The 26531-nt window shown below is 49.1% G+C and carries 24 protein-coding genes, 2 tRNA genes and 2 pseudogenes; 15 read left to right on the top strand and 13 right to left on the bottom strand.

The features are described 5' to 3' along the window. Positions 1–9 precede the first annotated feature (9 nt). Both GJV52_RS03845 and GJV52_RS03840 read left to right on the top strand, forming a co-directional pair. On the top strand, positions 10–2427 hold the full coding sequence (locus tag GJV52_RS03845; protein WP_100564525.1) for a TonB-dependent hemoglobin/transferrin/lactoferrin family receptor: 2418 nt from the start codon (positions 10–12) through the stop codon (positions 2425–2427). 76 nt (positions 2428–2503) lie between these two features. Continuing rightward, positions 2504–3121: a biliverdin-producing heme oxygenase gene (locus GJV52_RS03840; protein ID WP_095502289.1), complete on the top strand. Its 618-nt coding sequence runs from the start codon at positions 2504–2506 to the stop codon at positions 3119–3121. Between the two features lie 150 nt (positions 3122–3271). Here GJV52_RS03840 and GJV52_RS03835 read toward each other — a convergent pair. Continuing rightward, positions 3272–3835 (bottom strand): annotated as a pseudogene (locus tag GJV52_RS03835) (transporter associated domain-containing protein); the annotation flags it as partial. An 83-nt stretch (positions 3836–3918) separates the two neighbouring features. Then, on the bottom strand, positions 3919–4335 hold the full coding sequence (gene tnpA, locus GJV52_RS03830; protein WP_095503171.1) for an IS200/IS605 family transposase: 417 nt from the start codon (positions 4333–4335) through the stop codon (positions 3919–3921). Between the two features lie 44 nt (positions 4336–4379). Between tnpA and GJV52_RS03825 the strand changes: the two genes are divergently transcribed. After that, entirely contained in the window at positions 4380–5522 is a 1143-nt protein-coding gene (locus GJV52_RS03825; protein ID WP_095503172.1) for an RNA-guided endonuclease InsQ/TnpB family protein, read from the top strand. Positions 5523–5683: 161 nt separating this feature from the next. On the opposite strand, the pseudogene GJV52_RS03820 reads toward GJV52_RS03825, so the two are convergent. The 3 genes and pseudogenes from GJV52_RS03820 to GJV52_RS03810 all read right to left on the bottom strand — a co-directional run. Next, a pseudogene (locus GJV52_RS03820) lies at positions 5684–6415 on the bottom strand (CNNM domain-containing protein); the annotation flags it as partial. Positions 6416–6516: 101 nt separating this feature from the next. Continuing rightward, positions 6517–7323, bottom strand: a complete 807-nt coding sequence (locus GJV52_RS03815; RefSeq protein WP_154212829.1) for an integrase core domain-containing protein — start codon at positions 7321–7323, stop codon at positions 6517–6519. A gap of 183 nt (positions 7324–7506) precedes the next feature. Continuing rightward, positions 7507–7815: a YfcZ/YiiS family protein gene (locus tag GJV52_RS03810; RefSeq protein ID WP_095502291.1), complete on the bottom strand. Its 309-nt coding sequence runs from the start codon at positions 7813–7815 to the stop codon at positions 7507–7509. Positions 7816–8120: 305 nt separating this feature from the next. Here GJV52_RS03810 and GJV52_RS03805 point away from each other — a divergent pair, with 305 nt between their 5' ends. Next, positions 8121–8804, top strand: a complete 684-nt coding sequence (locus GJV52_RS03805) for a 2,3-diphosphoglycerate-dependent phosphoglycerate mutase (RefSeq protein ID WP_095502292.1) — start codon at positions 8121–8123, stop codon at positions 8802–8804. Positions 8805–9074: 270 nt separating this feature from the next. On the opposite strand, the gene GJV52_RS03800 is transcribed toward GJV52_RS03805, so the two are convergent. The 4 genes from GJV52_RS03800 to GJV52_RS03785 all read right to left on the bottom strand — a co-directional run bounded on the left by GJV52_RS03800 (position 9075) and on the right by GJV52_RS03785 (position 13965). Beyond that, on the bottom strand, positions 9075–9869 hold the full coding sequence (locus GJV52_RS03800; RefSeq protein WP_095502293.1) for a TIGR03915 family putative DNA repair protein: 795 nt from the start codon (positions 9867–9869) through the stop codon (positions 9075–9077). Positions 9870–9944: 75 nt separating this feature from the next. Further along, on the bottom strand, positions 9945–11204 hold the full coding sequence (locus tag GJV52_RS03795; protein ID WP_100562592.1) for a putative DNA modification/repair radical SAM protein: 1260 nt from the start codon (positions 11202–11204) through the stop codon (positions 9945–9947). Positions 11205–11338: 134 nt separating this feature from the next. Further along, on the bottom strand, positions 11339–12796 hold the full coding sequence (gene mgtE, locus GJV52_RS03790) for a magnesium transporter (RefSeq protein WP_100562590.1): 1458 nt from the start codon (positions 12794–12796) through the stop codon (positions 11339–11341). A 239-nt stretch (positions 12797–13035) separates the two neighbouring features. Continuing rightward, the gene (locus GJV52_RS03785) at positions 13036–13965 is read right to left on the bottom strand and encodes a LysR family transcriptional regulator (RefSeq protein WP_095502296.1); all 930 of its coding nucleotides are present in this window, start codon (positions 13963–13965) and stop codon (positions 13036–13038) included. A gap of 186 nt (positions 13966–14151) precedes the next feature. Between GJV52_RS03785 and GJV52_RS03780 the strand changes: the two genes are divergently transcribed. The 6 genes from GJV52_RS03780 (at position 14152) to GJV52_RS03755 (ending at position 19006) form a co-directional block, all read left to right on the top strand. Continuing rightward, a complete protein-coding gene (locus tag GJV52_RS03780) occupies positions 14152–14901 on the top strand; it encodes a Nif3-like dinuclear metal center hexameric protein (RefSeq protein WP_095502297.1) in 750 nt (249 codons plus the stop codon). A gap of 124 nt (positions 14902–15025) precedes the next feature. After that, on the top strand, positions 15026–15607 hold the full coding sequence (petA, locus tag GJV52_RS03775) for a ubiquinol-cytochrome c reductase iron-sulfur subunit (protein WP_095502298.1): 582 nt from the start codon (positions 15026–15028) through the stop codon (positions 15605–15607). Positions 15608–15625: 18 nt separating this feature from the next. Further along, positions 15626–16975, top strand: coding sequence for a cytochrome b (locus GJV52_RS03770; protein WP_095502299.1), 1350 nt, complete (start codon positions 15626–15628; stop codon positions 16973–16975). Positions 16976–16989: 14 nt separating this feature from the next. Continuing rightward, a complete protein-coding gene (locus tag GJV52_RS03765) occupies positions 16990–17778 on the top strand; it encodes a cytochrome c1 (protein ID WP_195690064.1) in 789 nt (262 codons plus the stop codon). A gap of 192 nt (positions 17779–17970) precedes the next feature. Beyond that, complete coding sequence (locus GJV52_RS03760) at positions 17971–18576, top strand: glutathione S-transferase N-terminal domain-containing protein (protein ID WP_100562588.1); 606 nt, start codon at positions 17971–17973, stop codon at positions 18574–18576. 22 nt (positions 18577–18598) lie between these two features. Next, a complete protein-coding gene (locus GJV52_RS03755) occupies positions 18599–19006 on the top strand; it encodes a ClpXP protease specificity-enhancing factor (protein WP_095502302.1) in 408 nt (135 codons plus the stop codon). A 100-nt stretch (positions 19007–19106) separates the two neighbouring features. Here GJV52_RS03755 and asd read toward each other — a convergent pair whose 3' ends face one another. Further along, positions 19107–20219 carry an aspartate-semialdehyde dehydrogenase gene (asd, locus tag GJV52_RS03750; RefSeq protein ID WP_100562586.1) on the bottom strand — a complete coding sequence of 371 codons (1113 nt, stop codon included), beginning with the start codon at positions 20217–20219 and terminating at the stop codon, positions 19107–19109. A gap of 151 nt (positions 20220–20370) precedes the next feature. Between asd and GJV52_RS03745 the strand changes: the two genes are divergently transcribed. Continuing rightward, positions 20371–20970, top strand: coding sequence for an RDD family protein (locus GJV52_RS03745; RefSeq protein ID WP_095502304.1), 600 nt, complete (start codon positions 20371–20373; stop codon positions 20968–20970). Positions 20971–21108: 138 nt separating this feature from the next. Here GJV52_RS03745 and GJV52_RS03740 read toward each other — a convergent pair. The 3 genes from GJV52_RS03740 to GJV52_RS03730 all read right to left on the bottom strand — a co-directional run bounded on the left by GJV52_RS03740 (position 21109) and on the right by GJV52_RS03730 (position 22616). Beyond that, a tRNA-Ala gene (locus GJV52_RS03740) sits at positions 21109–21184 on the bottom strand. 42 nt (positions 21185–21226) lie between these two features. Further along, positions 21227–21303: transfer RNA gene (locus GJV52_RS03735), tRNA-Met, on the bottom strand. 161 nt (positions 21304–21464) lie between these two features. Beyond that, a complete protein-coding gene (locus GJV52_RS03730) occupies positions 21465–22616 on the bottom strand; it encodes a class I SAM-dependent methyltransferase (protein ID WP_100562584.1) in 1152 nt (383 codons plus the stop codon). A 349-nt stretch (positions 22617–22965) separates the two neighbouring features. Here GJV52_RS03730 and mraZ point away from each other — a divergent pair, with 349 nt between their 5' ends. The 4 genes from mraZ to GJV52_RS03710 all read left to right on the top strand — a co-directional run bounded on the left by mraZ (position 22966) and on the right by GJV52_RS03710 (position 26529). Continuing rightward, positions 22966–23421, top strand: a complete 456-nt coding sequence (gene mraZ, locus GJV52_RS03725; RefSeq protein WP_095502306.1) for a division/cell wall cluster transcriptional repressor MraZ — start codon at positions 22966–22968, stop codon at positions 23419–23421. Beyond that, positions 23418–24377, top strand: a complete 960-nt coding sequence (gene rsmH, locus GJV52_RS03720) for a 16S rRNA (cytosine(1402)-N(4))-methyltransferase RsmH (RefSeq protein WP_100562582.1) — start codon at positions 23418–23420, stop codon at positions 24375–24377. Before mraZ ends, rsmH begins: the two co-directional genes overlap by 4 nt. 53 nt (positions 24378–24430) lie before the next feature. Then, entirely contained in the window at positions 24431–24694 is a 264-nt protein-coding gene (gene ftsL / locus GJV52_RS03715) for a cell division protein FtsL (RefSeq protein ID WP_095502308.1), read from the top strand. 83 nt (positions 24695–24777) lie between these two features. Continuing rightward, positions 24778–26529 (top strand): peptidoglycan D,D-transpeptidase FtsI family protein, encoded by a 1752-nt coding sequence (locus GJV52_RS03710; protein WP_100562579.1) that lies wholly within the window; start codon positions 24778–24780, stop codon positions 26527–26529. The last annotated feature ends 2 nt before the right edge of the window (positions 26530–26531 follow it).

Here is a 26531-nt window from a genome sequence, read left to right as displayed (position 1 = left end):
AGGGATTATATGACAGTTCCATTCAAAATGGGTGTGGTATCGTTGCTGGTGTTGAATGCGTTTCCGACGGTGGTTTATGCAGCCGACGATGCCGTGAATTTAAACGCAATCGAAGTTCACGGCCGTCGCACTCCGGCGCCGAAATTGGGCGAGGTGAAAACCCGCCGCAGCCAAATGGACGAGAATCTGGTGCAGGATATCCGTGATATGGTGCGCTATGATCCGGCGGTCAGTGTGGTTGAGGGCGGTCGCGGCAATACCAACGGTTTTGCCATCCGCGGCGTCGATAAAGACCGCGTGGCGATTAATGTCGACGGTTTGGCTCAGGCTGAAAGCCGTTCTTCGGAAGCATTCCAAGAATTATACGGTGCATACGGCAATTACAATGCCAACCGCAATGCCGCCGAGTTGGAGCATATTTCCGAAGTGGCCATCCGTAAAGGTGCGGATTCGCTGGCTTCAGGCAGCGGCGCATTGGGCGGCGCCATTGATTATAAAACCAAATCGCCGGGCGATGTGGTCAATGCCGACAATCCGTTTTATGCCGCGGTTAAAGGCGGTTACACCAGCCGCAATGCCGAATATTTGGGAACAACCGATTTGGCCGGTTATTTCAAAGGCTTTGATGCGCGCTTTGTGTTTACGCGCCGCCACGGTCATGAAACCAAAAACAAGACCAACGGCGAATCGTTTGAAATTAAAAACAAGGACGGTGTTTATAACCCGCAGTCAAATAATTTGAGCAACTACGGTTCGTTCGGTAAGGTACGTACCAGATCGGATCCGCAAGATTACGAATCGAAAAGCACGCTGCTCAAAGGCGGTTATCATTTCAATGAATACAACTATTTGAGCGCATTGTATGAAGATTACCGCATGGATCGCAAAACCGATGAGCTCTCCAATCTTTGGGCTGCCGACTGGAAGGGTAATCCAAGTGCGGAAAAGCGAAAACGCAATGATGTGACTTATCTCAAGCGCCGCGGTTTCCAATACGACAACCAGCTTGACAGTGAAAAAGCGCCTTGGGATAAGCTGACGGTCAACTACGATAAGCAAAGCATCCAAATGAGCACGATGACTTGGGATATTCCGACTGATTTTGCCACAAATGGCGTGAATTCGGATTTGTATTATGTGTTCCGCCGCATCAATCAGGATACCAACCAATGGCGTGTAAAAGCGGATAAAAGCTGGGCATTTGACAAGCTGCCGAATTTCGGCTGGGATATGAGCTACGGTTTCGGCTGGAGCAAATCGCAAAACACCAACGACAATTACAGCGTGTTTGTGCGTGCGTTTGATCCGAAATTTGAAACCAGTAACCGCAGTGACGGAGAGTTTTTGCTGGAAGCTGAAAGCCGTAAGAAAAACGTCTTCTGGAACAACAGCTTCCGCTTGGGCGATGCGTTCCGTATCGGTGCCGGCGTGCGTTATGACTGGGTGCGCAACAATACGCTTTCAAATGAGAAATTCATCAATGCGATGCGCCAAAAAGATTTGGAAGGCGCGACGGCCAAATTCAATTCGCCGAGCTACGGCTTGAGCTTCGATTGGAAATTTGTGCCGGGCTGGACGCTGCTGACCAAATACGCCACCGGTTTCCGCGCGCCGACAACTGATGAAATGTGGTTTACTTTCCCGCATCCGGATTTTTCGGTGAAAGCCAACAAAAATCTGCGCGAGGAAAAATCACACAACTACGAAATCGGTTTGGCCGGCCAGGGCGGTTGGGGCAATCTGTTGCTTTCCGGCTTCCATACGCGCTATAAAGATTTTATCGATTTCGCGTATTTGGGTCAGAAACAAAGCGAACGTTGGGATGAGAAAAACCAAAAATGGGTTGACCGCGGCTATCTTGCGCCGACTTGGCAAAACATCAACCGCGACAAGGCGACTGTCAGCGGCGTCGAGTTGAGCGGTCAATGGAATTTGGACAGCGTCGGTCTGCCGCGTGGTACGTTTATGACCTACACCGCCAGCTACATCAAAGGCAAAGCCACGCAGGAAGACGGCAGCAAAACGCCGATTAATGCCTTGGCGCCTTGGGGAGCCGTGGTCGGTTTGGGTTACAAACAGCCTGATGACCGCTGGAGTTTGAAAACCAATTTGAGTTATACTTCGCGCAAAAAAGAAAGCGACACGGTGCGTAGCTATGAGGATACGAAAAAGCCTTGGCCGTATGCCCGCCACAGCAAAGATTATTTCCTGGTGGATTTGATCGGTCATTACCGCTTCGGCAAAAACGTGACCCTGCGCGGCGGCGTGTTCAATATGTTTGACAAACAGTATTACACTTGGGACAGCCTGCGCAGCATCCGCGAATTCGGTACGGTCAACCGCGTCGATAATGCCACCCACAACGGCATCCAACGCTTTACCGCACCGGGCCGCAGCTATGCGCTGTCGCTTGAAGCCAAGTTCTAAAGCATTACTTTGCAGTCTTCAGACGGCCTCTTAATCGGGAGGCCGTCTGAAATAAATTGAAAACAAAAGGAAAATCATGACTACTGAAACCTTAACTTTTGCCCAGCGGCTGAAAGAGGAAAACCGAACCACCCACGACAGCGTGGACAATCTGGTGATGTCGGTTGAGCCGTTTATCAATAATGAAAACTATGCTAAGTTTTTGAAACTGCAATCTGTTTTTCATAAAATCGTTGATCCTATCTATAAAGACGAAGCTTTGAACCAAGCCATTCCCGAGTTGGAATACATGGCGCGTCACGAAGCCGTGTTGCAGGATTTGGCGGATTTGAACGATACGCCTTACGAGTTTGCCGGCGAATTGCCGCAACCGCAAGGCAACAAAGCCATCGGTTGGCTGTATTGCGCCGAAGGTTCGAATCTGGGGGCGGCATTTTTGTTTAAAGACGCACAAAAATTGTCGTTTGACGCCGAACACGGTGCCCGCCATTTGGCGCCACATCCGAGCGGCCGCGGCAAACACTGGCGCGCTTTTGTCGAGCATCTGAACAATTTGGGTTTGGATAAAGCAGCGCAAGACGAAGCCATTGCCGGTGCGAAAGAAGCGTTTGCTTTTTACAAAGTGATTCTGCGCCAGATTTTCGGTTTGCCGGAAGGTGCGGAAGCGGAAGTGAAGACACCGGTTCATCATTAAACCGCCAATCAATGGCAGATAAATGCTGAGCTGCCTTCAATCTTGAAGCAGCCAAAATAAAATTTGCCGGCCATAATATTGGCAGATAATGGCAGAGGCCGTCTGAAAATTTTCAGACGGCCTCTGCTTTGCCTTATTCATTGCAAGCACTTATATTTCGGATAAGTCTTGTTTGGATACCAAAAGTTGGTCGATTTTCAGATTTTCGGTATCGATGATTTCAAACTTATAGCCGCCGTAAATCAGAAAATCCGTACGTTTGGGGATTTTTCGCAGCGAATACATCATAAAGCCGGCGATGGTTTCATAGTTTTCCGAGTTGGGAAACTCTTCGATGCTCAGCGCACGCATAACGTCTTCCAGCGGTGTGGCGCCGTCGACCAGCCAAGTGTCTTCGGTGCGGCGGATGATTTGTGGTTCTTCTTCGGTGTTGACCAATTCTCCCATCACGATGTTCATCACGTCTTTGAGCGTGACCACGCCGACTACCAGCGCATATTCGTTGACCACCACGGCAAAGTCTTCTCCCGAAGTTTTGAAGGTTTCCAGAACATCGAAAAGCGACAGCGTATCGGGGATAAACAAGGCTTTGCGCAACACGCGTTTGTCGGTCAGACGGACGTCTTTTTCTTTTAAAAACAGCGTCAGAAGCGTATGCGATTCGATATAGCCGATGACGCGTTCCAAATCGCCGTCGCATACTAAAAATTTATCAGGCTGCGCCGTAAAACTTCGCCGTTCACGGCGGAGATATAAGGCGCGGACTGCGTAGCAGTCCTAAAACCGTTGATATTCAGTTAATCAGGCGTTTTCTGCTGTTCAATATACTGCCGAATAATCGTAATCGGCGCACCACCACAGCTACCTGCAAAATAAGACGGCGACCACAACGCACCGCCCCATAATTTTTGTTTGATGCTTGGATAATTTTTCTGTCTAATCATGCGGCTAGATACACCTTTCAAGCTGTTCACCAGTTTTGAAATAGACACTTTGGGCGGATAGTTCACAAGTAAATGAACATGGTCATCTTCGCCGTCAAATTCCACCAGTTGCGCTTCAAAATCGGTGCAGACGCTCTCAAAAATACCGCGCATATCGTCCAAAATTTCTTTTGTGAACACTTTTCGGCGATATTTTGCGACAAATACCAAATGTACATGAAGATTAAAAACAACGTGCCGACCACGTCTTAAATCAGTTTCTTTTTCCATAGACCAAGTGTAAAATTGCTAAAAATTCCATTATCCATGAAATCATGTTAATACTCAAAACATTCAAATTTGAACTGATGCCAAACGGCGAGCAAATCCGCAAAATGAAACAATTTTGCGGTTGTTCGCGTTTCGTATTCAATCGTGCTTTGGCGTATCAAAACGAACAATATCAACAAGATAATTCGTTCAAATTTAGCTACACCAAAATCGCAAATTTGCTGCCTGAATGGAAACGAGAATTAGACTGGCTAAAAGACTGCCACAGCCAAGTTTTGCAGCAAAGTTTGAAAGACTTGGAAAGCGCATTCAAAAACTTCTTTGCCAAACGCGCAGATTTCCCCAAATTCAAACGCAAAGGCGAAAAAGACAGTTTCCGCTTTCCGCAAGGCTGTAAATTGGAGCAGCAAAATAATCGTATCTATTTGCCCAAAATCGGTTGGGTGCGCTATCGCAACAGCCGACACGTTTCAGGCAGCCTGAAAAACGTAACCGTATCGCAAAAATGCGGTAAATGGTTTGTATCTATGCAAACCGAAACCGAGCAGGAAATCGCGCAGCCAAACGGTGGCGAAACTGGGATTGATATGGGTGTTGCCAAATTTGCAACATTGTCCAATGGTCAGTTTTTTGAGCCAATCAACGCATTCAAAACGTTGAAAGGCAAACTAGCAAAACTGCAAAAACAGTTCAAACACAAAACCAAATTCAGCAAAAACTGGCAGAAACTGAAAGCAAAAATCAGCCGTTTGCACCACAAAATCAGCAATATCCGTAAAAACTACCTGCACCAAATCAGCAGCGCAATCAGCCAAAACCACGCGATTGTGTATGTGGAAGATTTGCAGGTGGCGAATATGTCCAAATCCGCTAAAGGCAACGCCGTGCAGCATGGAAAAAACGTTGCTGCCAAATCAAGCTTAAACCGTGCGATTTTAGACCAGTCTTGGTTTGAGTTTCGCCGTCAGTTGGACTATAAGCTGTTGTGGCGCGGTGGGCATTTGGTGGCTGTTCCGCCACAAAATACCAGTCGTTGTTGCCCAGCTTGCGGACATACTGCCAAAGATAACCGTCAAACACAGGCAAACTTTGAATGTGTGCAATGTGGCTATCAAAACAATGCGGATATTGTGGGTGCAATCAATGTGTTAAAGCGCGGTCAAGAGATTTTGGCAGCGCAAAAGTAAAATGAAGTTTCAGGGCAGGACGTGCCCGTAGCGTCTGTGAAGTGAACCGTGCAGTAAGGCGGTCAGCAGCAGAAACCCACCGAAGCGATTTGTGAATGGCTCAATGCCGTTCACAAATCGCCGTAGGAATTCCCTCCCTTCAGGGAGGGAAGGACGTCAATGTGCGGCTTTTCCGACATGGCTTCGATAATGGTTTCACTGCTGTCGTTTTTGTCGAAATAGGCGATGTATTCGCGCGTATTCATGGTTGAAGTGACCGTGCGCTCCTGCATATCAAACACGTTTTCGATCAGATAATGTTCCTGCTGCTTCAAAACGCCTGCCTGAGCGCCGGCATCGACGACGGCGTAAATGTCTTCGGATGTGAGCTGCTCCTGCCGCACGGTGGAAATGTTCAATAATTTGAAAATGGCATTGGCCAAGCCGTCGAAAAACCACACAAACGGTTTCAAAATAAAAATCAAGAAAATCATCGGCCGCACCACGCGTACCGCCACCGCTTCGGGATTGGTCATGGCAAAACGCTTGGGCATCAGGTCAGCCAGCAAAATGAAACTGCCGGTCACCAGCATAAATGTCCACACCGATGCCAGCGTGCTGCCCCATGAACCGATGTGGGCAAACATGCGGTCGAAATACGGACGCATGGCCGCCTCGCCGACGATACCGGCTAAAATGGCGACGGCGTTCAGGCCGATTTGCACGATGGTGATAAAGCTGCCGGGCTGCTGCTGCATGTTCAAAACATCCAGCGCACGAACGTCGCCGCCGTCTTTGGCCATCACCTGCAATTTGATTTTGCGCGCGGATGCCAGCGCCAGCTCGGAGCAGGAAACAAAGGCGCTGATGACGATCAAAACAAACAGTAGCAACAAAGCTTCTAAAATATTCATAAACTTATCATTGATGTGTGACGGTCATTATTCTAGCATTATCGGCGCCGGAGCGGAAATGCCGTTTTGTCTATATTATGTGTAGGAAATCATCGCGTTGTTTACACCACAGGTTGAGAAAAATAAGCCTGCAAGACCTCAAACGGCGTATCGCCGTTCAAACTGCGGTGCGGCTTCACAGTGTTATAGAAATTAACAAAGCGGCACAACTCCTTTCGCCGGTGTTCCGGACTGTCAAACAACTGTTTCTCATGCCACATCTCCATCAGGGTGCGGATAACCCGTTCCGCCTTACCGTTGGTCTGCGGACGGGCAACCCGGGTAAACTTTTGACCAATCCCGTTCTCATAACAGGCTACACCGAAAGCATGGTTGGCTGAGCCTTTATATTCCGTACCGTTGTCGGAGTAAACGCACTCAATCAGGTATGGGCAAGGATCAATCAGGTGTTCGGTCAGAAACTTGGCAGCACTGTCTGCGGTTTTGTCCGGCAAAATGGCGGCGTATAGCTCCCTTGAGAAATCGTCAATGGCGACAAACAGGTAATCCCGCTTATCGGTGGCTTTCTGCCCTTTGAGCAGCGGCAGCCGTTTGGTATCGAGATGTACCAGCTCTCCGGGATAGGATTTATTGTAGCGTTTGGCCTGCCTTTTGAGTTTTTCCTGAATGCCGCGTTCTACCTTGGCCAGGCGTTTCATTCCGTACTTTGCCTGTTTGAAACGGTTGTTGGTACTGGTTTGGGGTTTGAGCAATCTGCCTCTTGCGGCTTTAAGTGCGCGGTAAATGGTGACGCGGCTGACTTGGTAGCGGCGTGCCAGGGAGGTGACGCTTTCCTTTTCCTGCGTGTAGGCCAGCCAAATGGCTTGGCGGTGGTGCGGGGTGAGACGGGTGTTTTTGTGCATGTTCATGTTTCAGTATTCTCCTGGAAATGCTGTAAACAACGCTACTAGTTTCTACATGTGTTATGATTTAGCGCGTTATTTTACCTGTGTTTTGCATTGCGGTGTCATGAAATAACAAGGCCGTCTGAAAACACTTTTGCGGTGAAAAGTTTTCAGACGGCCTTTGAGTATCACGAGTGAATCAATGGCTTAGCGTTGCTTCAGTTGGAAAATAACTTTTTCGCTTTCGCAACAGAAATTGAAGGTCATCATCAATTTGAAGCCTTCTTCCATGCCGCCGATGTCGCTGATGATTTCGCAGGCTTCGCTTTCTACCGAGCGCGCCAGTTCGGTGTAATAGCCTTCTGCTTCGCGGGCGAGCTGTTCGGTTTCGTAGATTTGGACGATTTCAAAGCTGCAATCGTTGTTGTCAAACACAGTGCCGACTTCGACAGAGCAATCCGGGCATTTGCCTACGCCATTTTCTTCGCTTTCAAAAGGTTTGGCTGATTTGTCCATGCTGATTCTCCTTTGTGGATTAGAAATTTCAGTATAAACCTGAAAAAGGCCATCTGAAAGCGCTTCAGACTGCCTTTTCACTTTATTAACATTTGACTGGAAGCTTGATTAAAATAGGCTAAGAAAACATAGGTCAAGCGGCCTTTATTAGATTTTAATGGGTTTGTTAAGGCCGGCTGAACAATGCGGGAATAATGAATTAGGCAGGGGAGGCCGTGATGTTTGCACACAAATCCGCAAAACAGGTGCAAATTATGTTATAAATAAACCTTTCAAAATCCCCCTAAACAAATGGAGCAATAACAATGGAATTGGTATTTATCCGTCACGGACAAAGCGAATGGAATGCGAAAAACCTGTTCACAGGCTGGCGCGACGTAAAATTGAGCGAGCAGGGTTTGGCCGAAGCCGCCGCCGCCGGTCAAAAGCTGAAAGAAAAAGGCTATGAGTTCGACATCGCCTTCACTTCTGTGCTGACCCGCGCCATCAAAACCTGCAACATCGTGTTGGAAGAAAGCGACCAACTGTTTGTTCCACAAATCAAAACCTGGCGTTTGAACGAGCGCCACTACGGCCAACTGCAAGGCTTGGACAAAAAACAAACCGCTGAAAAATACGGCGACGAGCAAGTGCACATCTGGCGCCGCAGCTACGACACCTTGCCACCATTGTTGGACAAAGACGACGAATTTTCCGCGCATAACGACCGCCGTTACGCCCATCTGCCTGCCGATGTCGTGCCGGACGGTGAAAACTTGAAAGTGACGCTGGAGCGCGTATTGCCATTCTGGGAAGATCAAATCGCACCGGCCATTTTGAGCGGCAAACGCGTATTGGTGGCGGCACACGGCAATTCATTGCGCGCCTTGGCCAAACACATCGAAGGCATTTCCGACGATGACATCATGGCTTTGGAAATCCCGACCGGTCAGCCGCTGGTGTATAAATTGGATGACAATTTAAAAGTGATTGAGAAATTCTACCTGTAAGGGTTTGGGTTTAATAGTTTGATGAAAAGACCGAGACCTTTGCAAAACTCCTTCAAAAGTTAGCATACCCTAAACCGCCGTCATTCCCGCGCAGGCAGGAATCAATTTTTGAGCATGGGAAACTGTTGAATAAATAGGTTTCTTAGGTTACGATGGATTCCCGCCTGCGCGGGAATGACGGCGGTTTTGATTTTTATTGGTAGGTCATGAAGTTTTACAAAGGTCTCAGGCCGTCTGAAAACGAAATAATCGTTTTCAGACGGCCTTTTTTCATGGCAACATCGGCCGCTTTTCCGTCAGGTAGCGCCAATAGCGCTGCGGCATCATTTGCCGGTGTTGGCGCAGGTTGATGCGAGACGTGATGGTGGCGCTTTTGAAATAACGTTGCCACAGCTTCTGATAATGCCGTTCGCGCTCGGATGGGGCGGCATATTCACCGGAAGTGTCCAAATCGCGGACTTGATGTACGGCGGTTTTGTCGAAATACACGCCGTAGCTGCGGCCGACGTCGAAAATCAGCCATTGCTGGTCGGCGTAGCGATTGCGGAAAAAACGCGTAATCAGCGGCAGAATATCAAACTGCGGCTCGATGCGGGCGATGTAAATCGGCTCGGCTTCGCCCTGAACATGATATTCTTCAAAGCGCACAAATGCTTCCATATGGTGCTTTTCGCGGCCGACGGTTTTTACCCATTGCGCCCACTGCATCACGTCGGGGTGACCGTAATCGCTGAGAATATTCGGACGGTCAGGCTGCGCCAAGGCTAAGCGGACAATGCGCAGGAAAGTGTCGGGCATGTCTTTATCGTTGATAAGAAAACCGTAAAGCAGCGTTTGAATGCCGCATCTGCCCAATTGCCGCTGCAAACGCTCAAGCACCCGTGCGGCATGGTCGGGGTTGCTGGTCACGGAGACGGTGTGGCCGAACAAATCGGCATCGTTGGGGGCGGCGGTGATGTGCACAAAATCGAGTGGATATTTGCCGGCATACACGGTAAACACCGCGCTGAGCAGGCCGTCGAAGCTGCCGTCGTAGATGAGTGTGTATTGGTCGGGTGTGGTCATGATTGTTTCGCACCGAAGGGGCCGTCTGAAAAGTCATGGTAAAGCAGTGCATGGCTTTCAGACGGCCTGTTGTGTTTAGCCGAACAAATCGCCTTGCACCGCATCGCTTTGCATGAATTTCGAGCGGGTTTGCTGCAACAACAGGCTGCGTAAATTCGGGCTGTCGATTAAGGCGGCGTAGCGGTTGGGTTCGGGCAGGGTGATGAAATAGCGCGCGCGGTTGAGGGCGATGCCCATTTTCACCAACTGCGCCCACGTCAACATACGGAAGCGGCGCGCCTGCACGATGCGTTTGGCCGATTTCACGCCAATGCCGGGCACGCGCAGAATCATTTCCAGCGGCGCGTGTTGCAAGGACACGGGAAAATAGGCTCGATGGCGCAGCGCCCAAGCCAGTTTGGGATCGAAATCCAAATCAAGAAACGGCTGCTCGCGGTCGAGAATTTCATGGTCGGCAAAACCGTAAAACCGCATCAGCCAATCGGCCTGATACAGGCGGTTTTCACGCCGCAGCGGCACTTGCGCCGATAAGGGCGGCAGGCGGCTGTCTTCCAACACCGGCACATAGCCCGAGTAATACACGCGCTTGAGACCGTAGTTTTGATAAAAGCGTCCGGCGGCGTGGATGATTTGGCGGTCGTTTTCACCGCTGGCGCCGATGATGAGCTGCGTGCTTTGTCCGGCCGGCGCGAATTTCGGCGTGGATTTGATGGTTTTGCGGCTGTCGGCGGTGGCGGCGATTTCGTTTTTGACAAACAGCATGGGCTGGGTGATGTCGGTGTGTTTTTTCTCGGGCGCGAGCCGCTCCAAGCCTGAAACGGTGGGGATTTCCATGTTGATGCTCAAGCGGTCGGCATAGCGTCCGGCTTCCTGCAGGATTTCATCCGAAGCTTTGGGAATGGCTTTGAGGTGGATATAGCCGTTGAAGCGGTGTTCGGTGCGCAGCTTTTTGGCGATGCGCACCAAGCGTTCCATGGTGTAGTCGGCGTTTTTGAAAATACCCGAGCTGAGAAACAGCCCTTCGATGTAGTTGCGCCGGTAAAAACTCATGGTCAAATCAACCACTTCTTCCACCGTGAACGCGGCGCGCGGCACGTCATTACTGCGGCGCGACACGCAATAGGCGCAATCGTAGATGCAATGATTGGTGAGCAGGATTTTGAGCAGCGACACGCAGCGGCCGTCTTCGGTGAAGCTGTGGCAAATGCCCGCACGGGAAGAGTTGCCCAAGCCGCCGTCGTTTTTGCGTGAGCCTCCGCTGGACGAGCAGGACACATCGTATTTGGCCGCGTCCGCCAAAATCGCCAGCTTGCGGTTGATTTTATCGTAATCCATAGTTAAAACTAAGAAAAATATTATTTATCGAATTATAAAACAATATTTTTATTTAGTCTTGTAAGATTTTGTTTATTAAAAAACGGGTGAAAAGGCCGTCTGAAACTTATGTTCAGACGGCCTCGATATGGATATTAAAGCAGGAAAATCGTTGCCAAGCCTAAGAAAATCAGGAAGCCGCCCGAGTCGGTGACGGCGGTAATCAGCACCGAGCTGCCTAATGCCGGGTCGCGGCCGGCTTTGTCGAGCACCACCGGAATCAACACACCTACGGTGGCGGCCAAGAGCAGGTTTAAGGTCATGGCGGCGACCATCACCAAGCCGATGCCCAAATTGTCGTACAACACCCATGAAATCAACCCCATCACGCTGCCCCATAACACGCCGTTGACCAAGGCCACGCCGACTTCTTTTTTTAGCAGTTTGCTCGCTTGAATGCCGGTAATCTGACCGACCGCCATCGCGCGCACAATCATGGTAATGGTTTGGTTGCCCGAGTTGCCGCCGATGCCGGCCACAATCGGCATTAAAGCAGCCAAGGCGACGATTTTTTCAATGCTGCCTTCAAACGCACCAATCACGCGGCTGGCGAGAAAGGCGGTACACAGGTTGATGGCGAGCCACATCCAGCGGTTTTTCACCGAATCCAAAATCGGCGCAAACAAGTCTTCTTCTTCCTGCAAACCGGCCATGTTCAACATGTCGGCTTCGGATTCTTCACGGATTACGTCGACAATTTCGTCAATGGTGATACGGCCGATGAGTTTTTTGTTTTCATCGATAACCGGTGCAGTCACCAAGTCATAGCGCTCAAACGCTTGCGCGGCTTCTTCGACATTATCGTCAGGGCGGAAACGCACCACATCGGTGGCCATCACGTTTTCCACCAATTCTTCGGGGTCGGCCACCAGCAGGCTGCGGATGGTCAACACGCCTTTGAGGATATCGTTTTCATCGACCACGAAAATTTTGTCGGTATGATCGGGCAGGCTTTCAAAACGGCGCAAGTAACGCAACACCACTTCACAAGCCACGTCGGCACGGATGCTCACCAGTTCGAAGTCCATAATCGCGCCGACTTGGTCGTCTTCATACGACATCGCCGCCTGAACCTGCGCGCGTTCTTCTTCGTCACGCGTTTGCAGGGCTTCGTAAACCACTTGGTGCGGCAGATCGTCGGCCAGTTCGGCCAATTCGTCGGCGTCTAAATCATCGATGGCGGCGAGCAGTTCGTCTTTGTCCATCGATTCAATCAGCGTTTCGCGGACAGAATCGGACACTTCCAGCAAGACTTCGCCGTCGTCTTCCGGTGCCACCAACAGCCAAACGATGTTACGTTCGCGCTGTGGCAGCGATTCGAGCACGTCGGCAACGTCGGCAGGGTGCAATTCGCTTAATAAGACGGTCAGCTCGGTGAACTTGAGGCGCAGGGCTTCGCCTTCGATCGGCGTGCCGGCTTCGATTTGCGGGAAAGCAGGTTCGAGAATTTCACACAGCGCGTGGATGTGGTCGAAATCGGCGGCAATGCGCTCAACATCGCTTTCACCGGCATCAGTGGCTTCGTGGATTTTGTGTTCTGTTTCGTGGCTCATAAATGCTCCGCCCGCCGTGCGGTAGAGCATTCGGCGGGATTAGTGAGGGGCGTTGCGGATGGTGTCTTCGGTCAATAAACTACTGGGAAGGTCCATGACGGGTCAGTCTGCGTGAGACAAGAGTGATAAACGGGGCGTATTCTACACTTTTTTGGGGCGGTTTACTATTCTTTACATCAAAGACCGTCTGAATCGTGCTGTCTGAATCGTTCAGACGGCCTTGTTAATGAAACATCAAATTATTTCATTTCCAATACGCTCAAGCCCGATAAATCGGCAAAGCTGCGGTCGCGTACAATTTGGCAGAAGTTATCAATATAGCTTTTGTTCACGTCTTCTGTGCGCATGGCGGCGTAAAGTTCGCTGCGCAGGCCGTCTGAAGTGATTTTGCATGAAGTAACGTAGCCTTTTTCCAAATACGGCATCACTGTCCAATAAGGCAGGGCGGCAATACCGCGGCGGCTGGCGACCAATTGGATAATGGCGATGGTCAATTCGCTGTGGCGGCGTGGCGGATTCACGCCTTTTGGCTTCAATACTTTTTTCACCAAATCCAACATGTCGTCGGGAACGGGGTAGGTAATCAGCGTTTCGTCGGCAAAGTCTTCCGCTTCCCAAATATTTTTATGCGCCAGCGGATGGTCTTTGGCACAAATGCCGACCATTTCATAAGAAAACAGCGGGAAATAGGTAATACCCGGTTGCGGCTCGGCTTCGGAAACAATCGCCACATCGGCACGGTGTTGCAGCAGCAAGCCGACCGGATCGACGTGGAAGCCGGAAACAATATCTAATTCCACTTGCGGCCATAACGGACGAAATTCCCCCATTGCTGGCATCAGCCAGTCGAAACAGGTATGGCATTCCACCGCCACGCGCAATTCACCCGCTTCTCCTTCAATAATCTGCGCCAAATCGCGCTCGGCAGTGGCCACCTGCGGCAACAAATCGCGTGCCAGTTGCAGCAGGCGTTCCCCTGCCGGTGTAAAGCGCAAGGGGGTGGATTTGCGCTCAAACAAGGGAGTGCCGTAATAGTTTTCCAAAGCCCGGATTTGATGCGACAAGGCCGATTGCGTCAGGAAAACGCGTTTGGCCGCCAAGGAAACGCTGCCGGTTTCTTCCAATGCCAGCAGGGTTTTTAAGTGTCGCAGTTCAATAATCGAATCCATGAGTTTTCCGTTCAGACGGCCTGTGTTTGTGAAGCGTGAATATTAAAATAATTCATGTTGACGTGTAAACGATTAATAATCAAATATATGAATAAGAACGGTTATTCCAGTGTAATGATTGAAAAGCGCAGGGGATTTTCAGATAAAATGCGCTACTTTAGAAGAATGTGAGCAAAGGAAGGCAATATGGCGACACGTCAGGAAATATTGGATTGGTGCCGAGAAAATTTGCAAGTGAATCTGTTTAAAGACTATGCGCCCAACGGCTTACAGGTTGAAGGGCGCGAAACAGTCAACAAAATCGCGACATCGGTAACCGCCAGTAAAGCAGCCATTGATTTTGCCGTCGAACAAGGCGCGGATATGCTGCTGGTGCATCACGGCATGTTTTGGAAAAGCGAGCCGTTGACCATTACCGGCTGGAAAAAACAACGTATCGAAACATTATTGCAACACCAAATCAATATGGTTGGCTATCACCTGCCTTTGGACGCGCATCCCGAGTGGGGCAATAATGCGCAATTGGCGGCTTTATTGGGTTGGGAATTGGATTACCAATGCGGTGATCAAAACCTATTAAATATAGGCCGTCTGAACACACCGCAAACCTTACAGCAGCTTTCAGACAGTATGGCTGACAAATTGCAGCGCCAGTCGGTGATCGTGGGTAACATGAATCGCGAAATCAAACGCATTGCGTGGTGTACCGGCGGGGCGCAAGGCTTTTTTCAGACGGCCATTGACGAAGGGGTGGATGCGTATGTGACCGGTGAAATTTCTGAAGCGCAATACCATTTGGCCAACGAATGTGGTGTGGCATTTATCAGCGCCGGCCATCATGCCACCGAACGTTACGGCGTGCAGGCGCTGGGCAAGGCAATTGAGGATGTCTTTAATGTCGAAATATGTCGCTTTGACGAACAAAATCCCGCCTAAATATTGAGAAATATCACAAAATCTTTACCTTATTTTAAATAATGCTTTGAGTATTACAACAAACTAGGTAGAATTACACTGTTTAATGGCTCGGTATTCCCAAAATTCTTAGGACGACTGAATAATGGATAATCAAGAAATCAATAACGGCCGCCGCCGTTTCCTGACGCTCGCAACCTGCGGCGCAGGCGGTGTGGCTGCCTTAGGTGTGGTAACGCCTTTCGTGGCAAGCTTCTTCCCTTCGGAAAAAGCCAAAGCCGCTGGTGCTGCCATCGAAGTAGATGTCAGCAAAATCGAAGCTGGCCAAATGATGACTGCCGAATGGCAGGGCAAACCGATTTGGATTGTTAATCGCACAGAGCAGCAGCTGAATGATCTGAAAACGCTGGATGGTCAAATGGCCGACCCGAATTCAGATGCGGAACAACAGCCTGAATACGCGAGAAACGCAACCCGTTCGATCAAGCCGAATATTTTGGTTGCCATCGGTATTTGTACCCACTTGGGTTGCTCTCCGACCTATCGCCCTGATATTGCACCGGCTGATTTGGGCGCAGATTGGAAAGGCGGTTTCTTTTGCCCTTGCCACGGTTCGAAATTCGATATTGCAGGCCGTGTGTACAAAGGTGTTCCTGCACCGACCAACTTGGTGGTACCGCCTTATAAATATTTGAGCGATACAACCGTCTTGGTAGGCGAAGACTAATAATAAGGAACTGAAACTATGGCAAACCAAACCAATGACAAAGCAAAAGCATTGTTAGGCTGGGTAGATGCTCGTTTTCCGCTGACTAAAATGTGGAATGAGCACTTGGCTCAGTATTATGCTCCTAAAAACTTCAACTTCTGGTATTACTTCGGTTCGTTGGCCTTGCTGGTGCTGGTGATTCAAATCGTCAGCGGCATTTTCCTGACCATGAACTACAAACCAGACGGCAACTTGAATGCCTACCATCTGCCTGCGGCCTTTACCGCGGTAGAATATATTATGCGCGACGTATCCGGCGGCTGGATTATCCGCTACATGCACTCTACCGGCGCATCATTCTTCTTCATCGTCGTTTACCTGCATATGTTCCGCGGCTTGGTGTACGGTTCGTACAAAAAACCACGCGAATTGGTTTGGGTATTCGGCTCACTGATTTTCTTGGCCTTGATGGCAGAAGCCTTTATGGGTTACCTGTTGCCTTGGGGGCAGATGTCGTTCTGGGGTGCGCAGGTAATTATTAATCTGTTTGCCGCCATTCCAGTAATCGGTCCAGACTTGTCTACTTGGATTCGTGGTGACTTTAACGTATCTGACGTAACCTTGAACCGCTTCTTCGCCTTGCACGTGATTGCCGTACCATTGGTATTGATCGGTTTGGTCGTGGCGCACGTGATTGCCTTGCACGAAGTGGGTTCGAACAACCCTGACGGTGTGGAAATCAAGAAACTGAAAGATGAAAACGGCGTACCTTTAGACGGCATTCCTTTCCATCCTTACTACACTGTAAAAGATATCTTGGGTGTCGTGGTATTCCTGATTGTATTCTGTGCCGTGATGTTCTTCGCACCTGAAGGCGGCGGTTACTTCCTGGAAAAACCAAACTTTGATGCAGCCAACCCGCTGAAAACACCGGCTCACATTGCACCGGTATGGTATTTCACACCGTTCTACGCGATTTTGCGTGCCGTACCTTCATTCTTGGGTACGCAAGTTTGGGGTGTGATTGCGATGGGTGCTGCCGTGGTATTGATTGCCCTGTTGCCTTGGCTGGATAAAGGTGAAGTAAAATCTATCCGCTACCGTGGTCCGTTGTTTAAGATTGCCGTAGTATTGTTTGTGATTTCGTTCATCGGCTTGGGTATTTTGGGTGCATTGGTAGCGACCGATACCCGTACTTTAGTAGCGCGTATCTTGTCGGTTGTTTATTTCGCCTTCTTCTTGGGTATGCCGTTCTACACCAAACTGGATAAAGACAAACCGGTTCCGGAACGTGTAACCATGAGCACGACCAAACAGAAAGTTATGTTCTTCGTTTACGTAGCGATTACCCTGATTGGCTCGTATCTGTTTGCAGTGAATATCTAATGAGGGCAGCGAAAATGAAACAAACACTTAAAAACTGGTTTGCTGCCTTATTGTTGGCAGTGCCGATGAGTGCAGCGATGGCTGCCGGCGATCATGCGGTTTACGAAAAAGTTGACATCGACTTGCGTGACCAAGTGAGCTTGCAACGCGGTGCGCAGATTTTCACCAACTATTGCTTGTCTTGTCACTCAGCGACCGGCATGCGTTTCAACCGTTTGAAAGACATTGGTTTGACTGATGATGAAATCAAGAAAAACCTGATGTTCACGACCGATAACGTGGGTGATGTAATGTTGTCAGCCATGCATCCGAAAGATGGTGAAAAATGGTTTGGCGCCGCGCCACCGGATTTGACGCTGATTGCCCGCTCGCGTGGCGCAGATTACCTGTATGCCTACATGCGCGGCTTCTACAAAGATCCGACCCGTCCTAACGGCTGGAACAACGCCGTATTCGACAAAGTCGGCATGCCTCATCCTTTGTGGGAACAACAAGGCGTAAAAGCGGTTGAGTTGGACGGCAAAGGCCAACCGATTTGGGTTGAAAACGAGCATGGCGTGAAAGAGCCGAAACTCTACTGGGAGTCAACCGGTTTGCATTCTCGCCGCTTGCCAAACGGTAAAGTCATCGAGAAAGAGTATGACGATTATGCCCGCGACTTGGTGAATTTCATGGTCTACATGGGTGAGCCGGCGCAATTGCAACGCCACCGTACCGGCTACATCGTGATGATTTTCTTGTTGGCAGTGATGTTGCCATTGGCGTACTTCCTGAAGAAAGAATTCTGGAAAGACGTTCACTAAGAAGTGCAGTAAAAAGCAAGCCTTCGGGCTTGCTTTTTTGTATTTGCAGAATAGAAATTTTGAAAAATAATCAGTAAAAATAAAGCATTAACTCGATTTTCTAGCTTTAAATCACGCAATCGTATATAATCAAGCCATTAACTTTATATATAGGCCGTCTGAAAGGCGGTACGCAATTAGGAGCCAAACGCTATGATGACTTTATATTCAGGCATTACTTGCCCGTTTAGTCAGCGCTGCCGTTTCGTGTTGTACGAAAAAGGCATGGATTTTGAAATCAAAGACGTCGATATTTTTAACAAGCCGGAAGATTTGGCGGTGATGAATCCGTATAACCAAGTGCCGGTATTGGTCGAGCGCGATTTGATTTTGTATGAATCAAACATCATCAACGAATACATTGACGAGCGTTTCCCGCATCCGCAATTGATGCCGGGTGATCCCGTAATGCGTGGTCGCGGCCGTTTGGTTTTGCACCGCATGGAAAAAGAATTATTCAGCTTGGTACAGATTTTGGAAAACGCTGAATCAACCAATAAAGAGCAAGCCAAAGCGCGTGAAGCGATTGGTAACGGTCTAACCTTGTTAGCGCCCGCATTCTCGAAAAACAAATACATATTAGGCGATGAATTTTCGATGATTGATGTTGCCTTGTCGCCATTGTTGTGGCGCTTGGATTATTACGACATCAAATTGGGCAAAACCGCTGCGCCATTGTTGAAATACGCCGAGCGTATTTTCCAACGCGAAGCCTTTATCGAAGCTTTGACGCCGGCTGAAAAAGCCATGCGCCGTTAATCGCTGATTTCTAGGAGGGCAGATGACTGCCAGTACCAAACCTTATTTAATCCGTGCCTTATATGAATGGTGTTTGGATAACAACCAAACGCCACATATCGTTGCGTGGGTAAACGAGCATACGCGCGTACCGATGCAGTATGTGCGTGAAAACGAGATTGTGTTAAACATCGGCCAAACTGCCAGCCATAATTTGAATATTGATAACGAATGGGTTAATTTCTCAGCCCGTTTCGGTGGTGTGGCGCACGATATTTGGATTCCGGTGGGACATATTGTCAGCATTTTTGGCAGAGAAAGTGGCGAAGGTATGGGCTTTGAAGTCGAACCTTATGCGCCTGATTCAGCCAATAAAGCAGCCGAGCAGAAGCCTGCTGCTGAAGCGGAAACAGAATCTAAACCGAAAAAAGGTTTGAAGCTGGTGAAATAAGCTTTCCTAAAAAAACAAAAAGGCCGTCTGAATATTTTCAGACGGCCTTTGAATCATAAAAAGAGCAACGTCTTGAATCGTTGCTCTTTTGTTTGTTAGCTTACAGATTGCCCAAAATAATGCGCAATACACGGCGCAAGGGTTCGGCTGCGCCCCACAACAGTTGGTCGCCAACGGTAAACGCGCTGATGTATTCGCCGCCCATACCCAACTTGCGGATGCGGCCGACCGGTACGGTTAGCGTGCCGGTTACCGCAGCGGGAGTCAGGTCGTTCATGCTGGCTTCTTTTTCATTTGGCACCACTTTCACCCAATCATTGGCTTCGGCCAAAATGTGTTCGATTTCTTCAACCGGCAAATCTTTTTTCAGCTTCAGCGTGATGGCTTGGCTGTGACAACGCATTGAGCCGATGCGCACGCACAAACCGTCAATCACGATTGGTTGCTCAGTGCCCAAAATCTTGTTGGTTTCCACGCCGCCTTTCCATTCTTCTTTGGATTGGCCGTTGCCTAAGTCGGCATCAATCCAAGGAATCAGGCTACCGGCTAAAGGTACGCCGAAATTGGCTTTTGGATAGTCTTCGCTGCGCAGGAAGTCGGAAACTTTGCGGTCAATGTCCAAAATAGCGCTGGAAGGATCGGCCAATTCATCGGCCGCTTGCGCTTTGATGGCGCCCATGCCTTCAATCAGTTCGCGCATGTTTTTCGCGCCGGCACCGGATGCGGCTTGATAGGTCATGCTGGTGGCCCATTCAACCAAATCGTTTTGGAATAAGCCGCCCAATGCCATCAGCATCAGGGATACGGTACAGTTGCCGCCGACGTAGTTTTTCACGCCGTTTTTCAGGCCGTCATCAATAACGTTGCGGTTAACCGGGTCTAAGACGATAATAGCGTCATCGGCCATGCGCAAAGAAGAGGCTGCATCGACCCAGTAGCCATTCCAGCCGCTGTCGCGCAGTGGTTGGAAAACCGCTTTGGTATAATCGCCGCCTTGACAGGTGACAATGATGTCCATTTTAGCTAATTCAGTCACATCATTGGCATCCAGCAGGGTTTTGGCTGCTTGGCCGAAATCAGGGGCGGTGCCGCCGGCGTTGGACGTGGTGAAGAAATACGCTTCAGGAATGTGGGCGAAATCGTTTTCTTCTTTCATGCGTTGCATCAATACTGAGCCGACCATGCCGCGCCAACCAACGAAACCTACTTTCATTCTGTGCTCCTTGAGGGAAAATTGTTAACAAAATTCTGAAATGAATAAAGTAAGTGTTTTAACGCCGTCTGAAAAAAATGTAAAGGTTTTTATTGAATTTTTTTGCAAATGCGCAAATATGCGTGTTTGAATCTCATCAAAAGGTGAACGTATGAATGATATGAATTCGATGCCGTCTGAAATGATGGAGCCGCAAATTGAAGTGGATTTGGCGCCGCCGATGAAGCGAATAGGGGCGGTCATCATCAATAGTATGTTGAATATTGCTGCTTATATTCCGTTGATTATTTCGGTGTTGACCGGAGAGAGTGGCTATTTGCAACGCGCCAGCGCGTCAAAAGAATTCACTTTGCCTGAAATCAACATGACTTGGGTGATGATTGGCATTGCTGTGTTGGTGATTTATGGTGTGGCGCAGATTTATTTTATGAGTAAAGACGGTCAATCATTGGGCAAAAAAATGCTGGGTATTCGGGTGTTGAAAACCGATGGTACCAATCCCGGCTTTTTCGGTACGGTGTTTATGCGCGAAGTAGCTTATTACTTCTTATTGGGCTTGGCCGCAGGAATTATTGCCTATGTCGCGCAATCGATTACCGATAATCCCGATATGTTTGATTTGTTGAGTAACTTTATCCAGCTTGCTGCTTATGTGGCGTGTGTGGTGATGTTGTTTAAAGTGAAAAGCGACCGCCGCACTTTGCAGGATTATTTGGCGAATACGGTTGTGGTGGAATTGCCGAAGCGTTAAGTAATGAGGCCGTCTGAATGTTTCGGACGGCCTTTTATGCTGCGAAGGGAAGGTAATATGTTGGGTGCGGCTATTGGTGATTCATAATTTGATAGCCAATAAAAAAGCTCTTGCATAAAGCAAGAGCTTTTTTAAATCTGGTGGAGGTAAGCGGGATCGAACCGCTGACCTCTTGCATGCCATGCAAGCGCTCTACCAACTGAGCTATACCCCCTTGGGAAAACGAGTTGAAATCAGATTTCAACTCGTTTAAATATGGTGGCGAATCAGGGATTCGAACCCCGGACACAAGGATTATGATTCCTCTGCTCTAACCGACTGAGCTAATTCGCCGTTTCGTGAAGTCGCTATTATATGTTTTTTTGAATCATTGGCAAGGGTTAATTGCTAAAAATTTTCTTGTTGATTGATTTTAAATGGTAAAAAATTTGTCAAATATCTAAAATCAGCTTTGTGGGCCGTCTGAAAAATGTTCAGGCGGCCTACAAACTTGTTCATAACTTATGGCTGATGTCGCCAAATTGAAAGCCTTGCCAATCGACATCAATGTGCTTGCCAAAGGCAATGACTTTGAACAGCTCGCCCATTTCGTGTTGGTTGAGCAATTTCTGTACTGCTGCCGCTTCGCGTAAATAGGCCGCAGAATCGACATCACCGGTTGCGGCCAGTAAGTCGGTAATGCCCAGATTGAGCAGAAAATTCGCTTGCGTGGTGTAGCCGATAAAGTCCAGCCCGGCAACGGTGGCGGCTTGGGCGATGTCGGTAAAATTGACGTGCGCGGTCAGGTCGGTCAGGCCGATGTGGAAAAACGGGTCGTGAATGGTGTGGTGGCGGTAATGGCCGATGAACGTGCCGTCGTTGCGCTGCGGGTGGTAATACTGTTGCGCATCAAAGCCGTAATCAATCCAAATCATTGCGCCGCGTGCTAATTTTTGCGAAAGCGTGGCGATAAACGCATATTGCGCGGGATGTAGTTCGCTAGTATAGCCTTCGATAAGGGGGAGGTAGGATTGTGCGGCTTGCATTAATGTTGGGGATAGCAAAGGTTTGGCGGTTTGTATGAATTGCTGGTTTTCTATGCTGACACCAACTTGATGAAATTCGCCTGCTTGGTAATGCACGCGCTCAACCGGCATGGCATCGAGCACTTCATTGCCTAAAATGATGCCGTCGAAGGTGTCGGGTAAAGCAGAAAGGTGGATGACTTTTTTGCTTAATTCAGGGCTTAGCTGCTGGTCTAGCCAAGTGCGTTGGCGTTGTGCCAATTCGGCTGATAACTCAATGATATAGTAGATTTTTAGGCCATCTGAAAGATGGTTTAGCAAATCTGCGACCAATCGGCCTGTGCCTGCGCCGAATTCGTAAATATTGCCGGCGGTTTGCGGTAAAAGGGCGTTGAGTTGGCGCGCCAATGTGCGAGCGAATAAAGGGGAAAGTGTCGGGGCGGTGATGAAATCGCCGGAAGCACCGATTTTATGGCTGCCGCCGGTGTAGTAGCCAAATTCGGGGTGATAAAGTGCGAGTTCCATGAAGCAAGAGAATGGCAGCCAGTTGTCGTGGGCAATAATTTCTTGGCGGATGTGTTGGCAAAGTTGCTGGCTTGATTGGCGGGCTTCGTCAGATGGCTGGGGAATATGTGGCTTCATGACTGTTAGATAATGTAAAAATTCAGAATTTGCCGCAACATTATAGCGTGAATGAATAAGTCTCGAAACAGCGGCTTTAAATACAATATTTTGTGTTTGTTTTATATTTTAAACACAAGATATTGTATTTTTTTATGGCTTATGCGTATGCGGAACGGATTGGTGTAATGCTGCTTTATATTTATATCATTGTATTTTAATAAGTTTTTCTGTAATGCGACTCTATTTTGGGGCTGGGGTTGATTTGACCGAAGTATGAAAATTTCTTATAGTGTAGGCTGGTGGGGTAAAGTGGGCGAAAGTGTCAGATGTCCCCAGATTTTGATTAACCAAGCTAGAGGGTAGAAACGTGTTTGGCGGTTCTCATGAATTGAGCATAGACAGCAAAGGGCGGTTGGCCATTCCGGCTAAATTCCGTGACCTTTTGTCGCGCCAATACACTCCTTCGCTGGTGGTGACGCTGGATTCGCGCCAAAAGCTGCTGCTTTATCCTGAAGCTGAGTGGGCGCGTGTTTCGGCGCAACTGCTGGGCATGAAGGTGGCAGGTAATCCCGTTTTGCAGCGTTATCAGAATTTACTGTTGCACAATGCGGAGACGCTGGAATGGGACGGTTCTGGCCGTATTCTGATTTCTGCCAATTTGCGCAAGCGTGTCGATTTCGACAAAGAAGTTACCTTAGTAGGCCGCGCCAACCGTTTGGAGCTGTGGGGTCGCCAACATTGGGAAGAAGAGATGAATCAGGCTTTGGATATCGATCCTGATGAGTTGGCCTTCCAATTGAGTCAAACGGATTTGCAACTGTGAGTAAAGCTGAAGATTATCAACATATTACCGTGATGCTGCATGAGGCAGTGGATGGTTTGAATATCCGTGAAGACGGCGTTTACGTTGACGGCACATTCGGTAGGGGAGGGCATTCTCGCCTGATTTTATCGAAGCTGGGTGAGGCAGGGCACTTGGTGGTGTTTGATAAAGACCCACAAGCAATTGCAGTAGCCAATCAATTGGCCGAGCAGGATAAACGGGTTAGCGTGGTGCATGACGGCTTTGCGACTTTTCAGACGGCCTTGAATCAATTGGGCATCGAAAAGATTGACGGTGCTTTGTTTGACTTGGGTATTTCATCGCCGCAGATTGATGAGGGCGAACGCGGTTTCAGCTTTCGTTTCGATGCGCCTTTAGACATGCGTATGGATCCGACTCGCGGCATGTCGGCAGCGGAATGGCTGGCCGTGGCGAGTGAGCAAGAATTACATGAGGTGATAAAAAATTATGGTGAAGAGCGGTTTAGTCGCCAGATTGCGCGCGCCATTGTTGCAACGCGCGAAGAAGCGCCCATCGATACAACCCGCAAGCTGGCGCAGCTCGTGGCGCAAAACGTCCGTACTCGTGAGCGCGGACAAGACCCTGCAACGCGCACCTTCCAAGCAGTTCGCATCTTTATTAACCGTGAGCTCGAAGAAGTAGAGGCCGTATTGCCGCAAGTGGTAGGCCGTCTGAACGAAGGCGGTCGGTTGGCAGTGATTGCATTTCATTCCTTAGAAGACCGTATTGTGAAGCAGTTTATGAAAAAGCATTCACAACATGCGCCATTGCCGCGCTGGGCGGCGGTAAAAGAATCTGATTTGCCGCAGCCGCCTTTGGTGTTGGTGGGGAAAGCCATCAAACCCAGCGAGGCGGAAACCTCGGCCAATCCGCGTGCCAGAAGCGCAGTATTGCGGGTGGCGGAACGCACATCAGGCAGCTTTACTGCCCAATAATCTCTCTACGGTTTGTCAGGCCGTCTGAAAGTCAGGCGGTCGGTTGAAGTGAAATGAATAAATTAAACGCATTATTATTAGTGGCTGTTTTTGCGACCGGTGTGGCGGTGGTGACTGTGCAAAACCAGTCGCGCTTACACTTTATCGCCTTAGATAAGGCACAAAAGCAGCAAATCAAACTGGATCAAGATTACGCCCGCTTGAAGCTGGAACAGGCGCGTTTGGCCAATCATAAATTGATTAAAGTGGCTGCGGAAAAGCAGAACCTGCAGCCGCCGACGTCGCGTAATACCGTAATGGTTGAGCGTCGTAAATAATAAACTCCTGCATTTTAAGAATAAAACGAGAGAAAGCGTCCATGCGGCCATGCCGCGCAGGTATTCACAACGAGAAGTTTACGATGTTAATTAAGAATGAATATAAGCCACAGATGATTCAAAAGCCGGTTAAAACCAAGAAACCCATCACCAGTGATGGGCGGATTTGTGTGGTTTTGGTGCTGATTGTCGCGGCATTTGTCGGTTTGTTGGGCCGCGGTTTTTATTTGCAGACCACGCAGCATGAATTTCTAAAGAATCAGGGAGATCAACGGTTTGTGCGCACCCTGACCTTGCCTGCATCGCGCGGTATGATTACCGATCGCAACGGTGCAACCTTGGCGTTGAGTGCGCCGACTGAATCTTTGTATGCGATGCCTTCAAGTATTGATGAAATGCCCAATGCCAGCCAAATGGCGCAATTGTCGGCTATTTTGGATATGCCGGTTGAAACCATTCATGAGCGCTTAAACCGCAAAGATCGCGATTTTGTTTATTTGAAACGCCAATTAAGCCAACAAACGGCAGACACCATCACTGCTTTGGGCATCAAAGGTTTGGGTTTCCAAAAAGAATTGAAACGCCATTATCCGATGGGTAATTTGTTTGCGCATGTCATCGGCTTTACCAATATTGATGGCAAAGGCCAAGAAGGTTTGGAATTGTCGCGCGAAGACAGCTTGCGCGGTGAGGCCGGTGCCAAAGTCGTATTGCGCGATAACAAGGGCAATATCGTTGACAGCTTGGATTCGCCACGCAACAGCGAGCCAAAAAATGGTCAGGATATGGTGTTGTCGCTGGATCAGCGTATTCAAACCTTGGCTTACGAGGAATTGAATAAAGCCGTGGATTACCATCAGGCTAAGGCAGGTACTGTGGTGGTGTTGGATGCGCAAACCGGCGAGATTTTGGCGTTGGTGAATAGCCCGGCTTACGACCCAAATACTCCAGGTAAAGCCAGCAGTGAGCAGCGCCGTAACCGAGCGGTAACCGACATGATTGAGCCGGGTTCGGCCATGAAGCCGTTTACCATTGCCAAAGCTTTGGATGCGGGCAAAACCACACCTCATGAAGTATTCGATACCATGCCGTATCGCATCGGTAATGCGACTGTGCGCGATACTCATGTTTATCCGAAATTAGATGTGCGCGGCATCATGCAGAAATCGTCTAACGTCGGCACCAGTAAGCTGTCGAAGATGTTCAAGCCGAAAGAAATGTATGATTTCTATCACGAATTGGGTGTAGGCGTGCGCATGCATTCGGGCTTCCCGGGTGAGACTGCCGGTTTGTTGCGTAGCTGGCGAAAATGGCAGCCGATTGAGCAGGCGACCATGTCTTTCGGTTATGGTTTGCAATTGAGCTTGTTGCAGTTGGCGCGCGCGTACACCACGTTGACCCACGATGGCATTTTGTTGCCGGTAAGCTTTGAAAAACAAGTTGTCGCGCCTAAAGGCAAGCGCGTTATCAAGGCTGAGACCGCGAGACAAGTACGTGAAATGATGGTATCGGTGACAGAAGAAGGCGGTACCGGTATGGCCGGTGCGGTGGATGGTTTCGATGTTGGTGCCAAAACCGGTACGGCGCGTAAATTGGTTGGCGGTCGCTATGTTGACAACAAGCACGTTGCCACCTTTATCGGCTTTGCCCCTGCCAAAAATCCGCGCGTGATTGTGGCAGTCACGGTGGACGAACCAACCAAAAACGGTTACTACGGCGGCGTGGTGGCAGGTCCGGTATTTAAAGAAGTGATGGGTGGCAGCTTGAATATTTTAGGTGTGTCGCCAACCAAACCACTGAGCGCACTGAAGCCGAAAGAAAAAGCATCCTCTTAATT

Origin of the sequence: Neisseria brasiliensis (genome assembly GCF_009671065.1) — a bacterium.
GTDB classification, from domain to species: Bacteria; Pseudomonadota; Gammaproteobacteria; order Burkholderiales; family Neisseriaceae; genus Neisseria; species Neisseria brasiliensis.
Note: the sequence above shows the minus strand (reverse complement) of the source record. Positions and strands in the feature narration are given on the sequence as shown.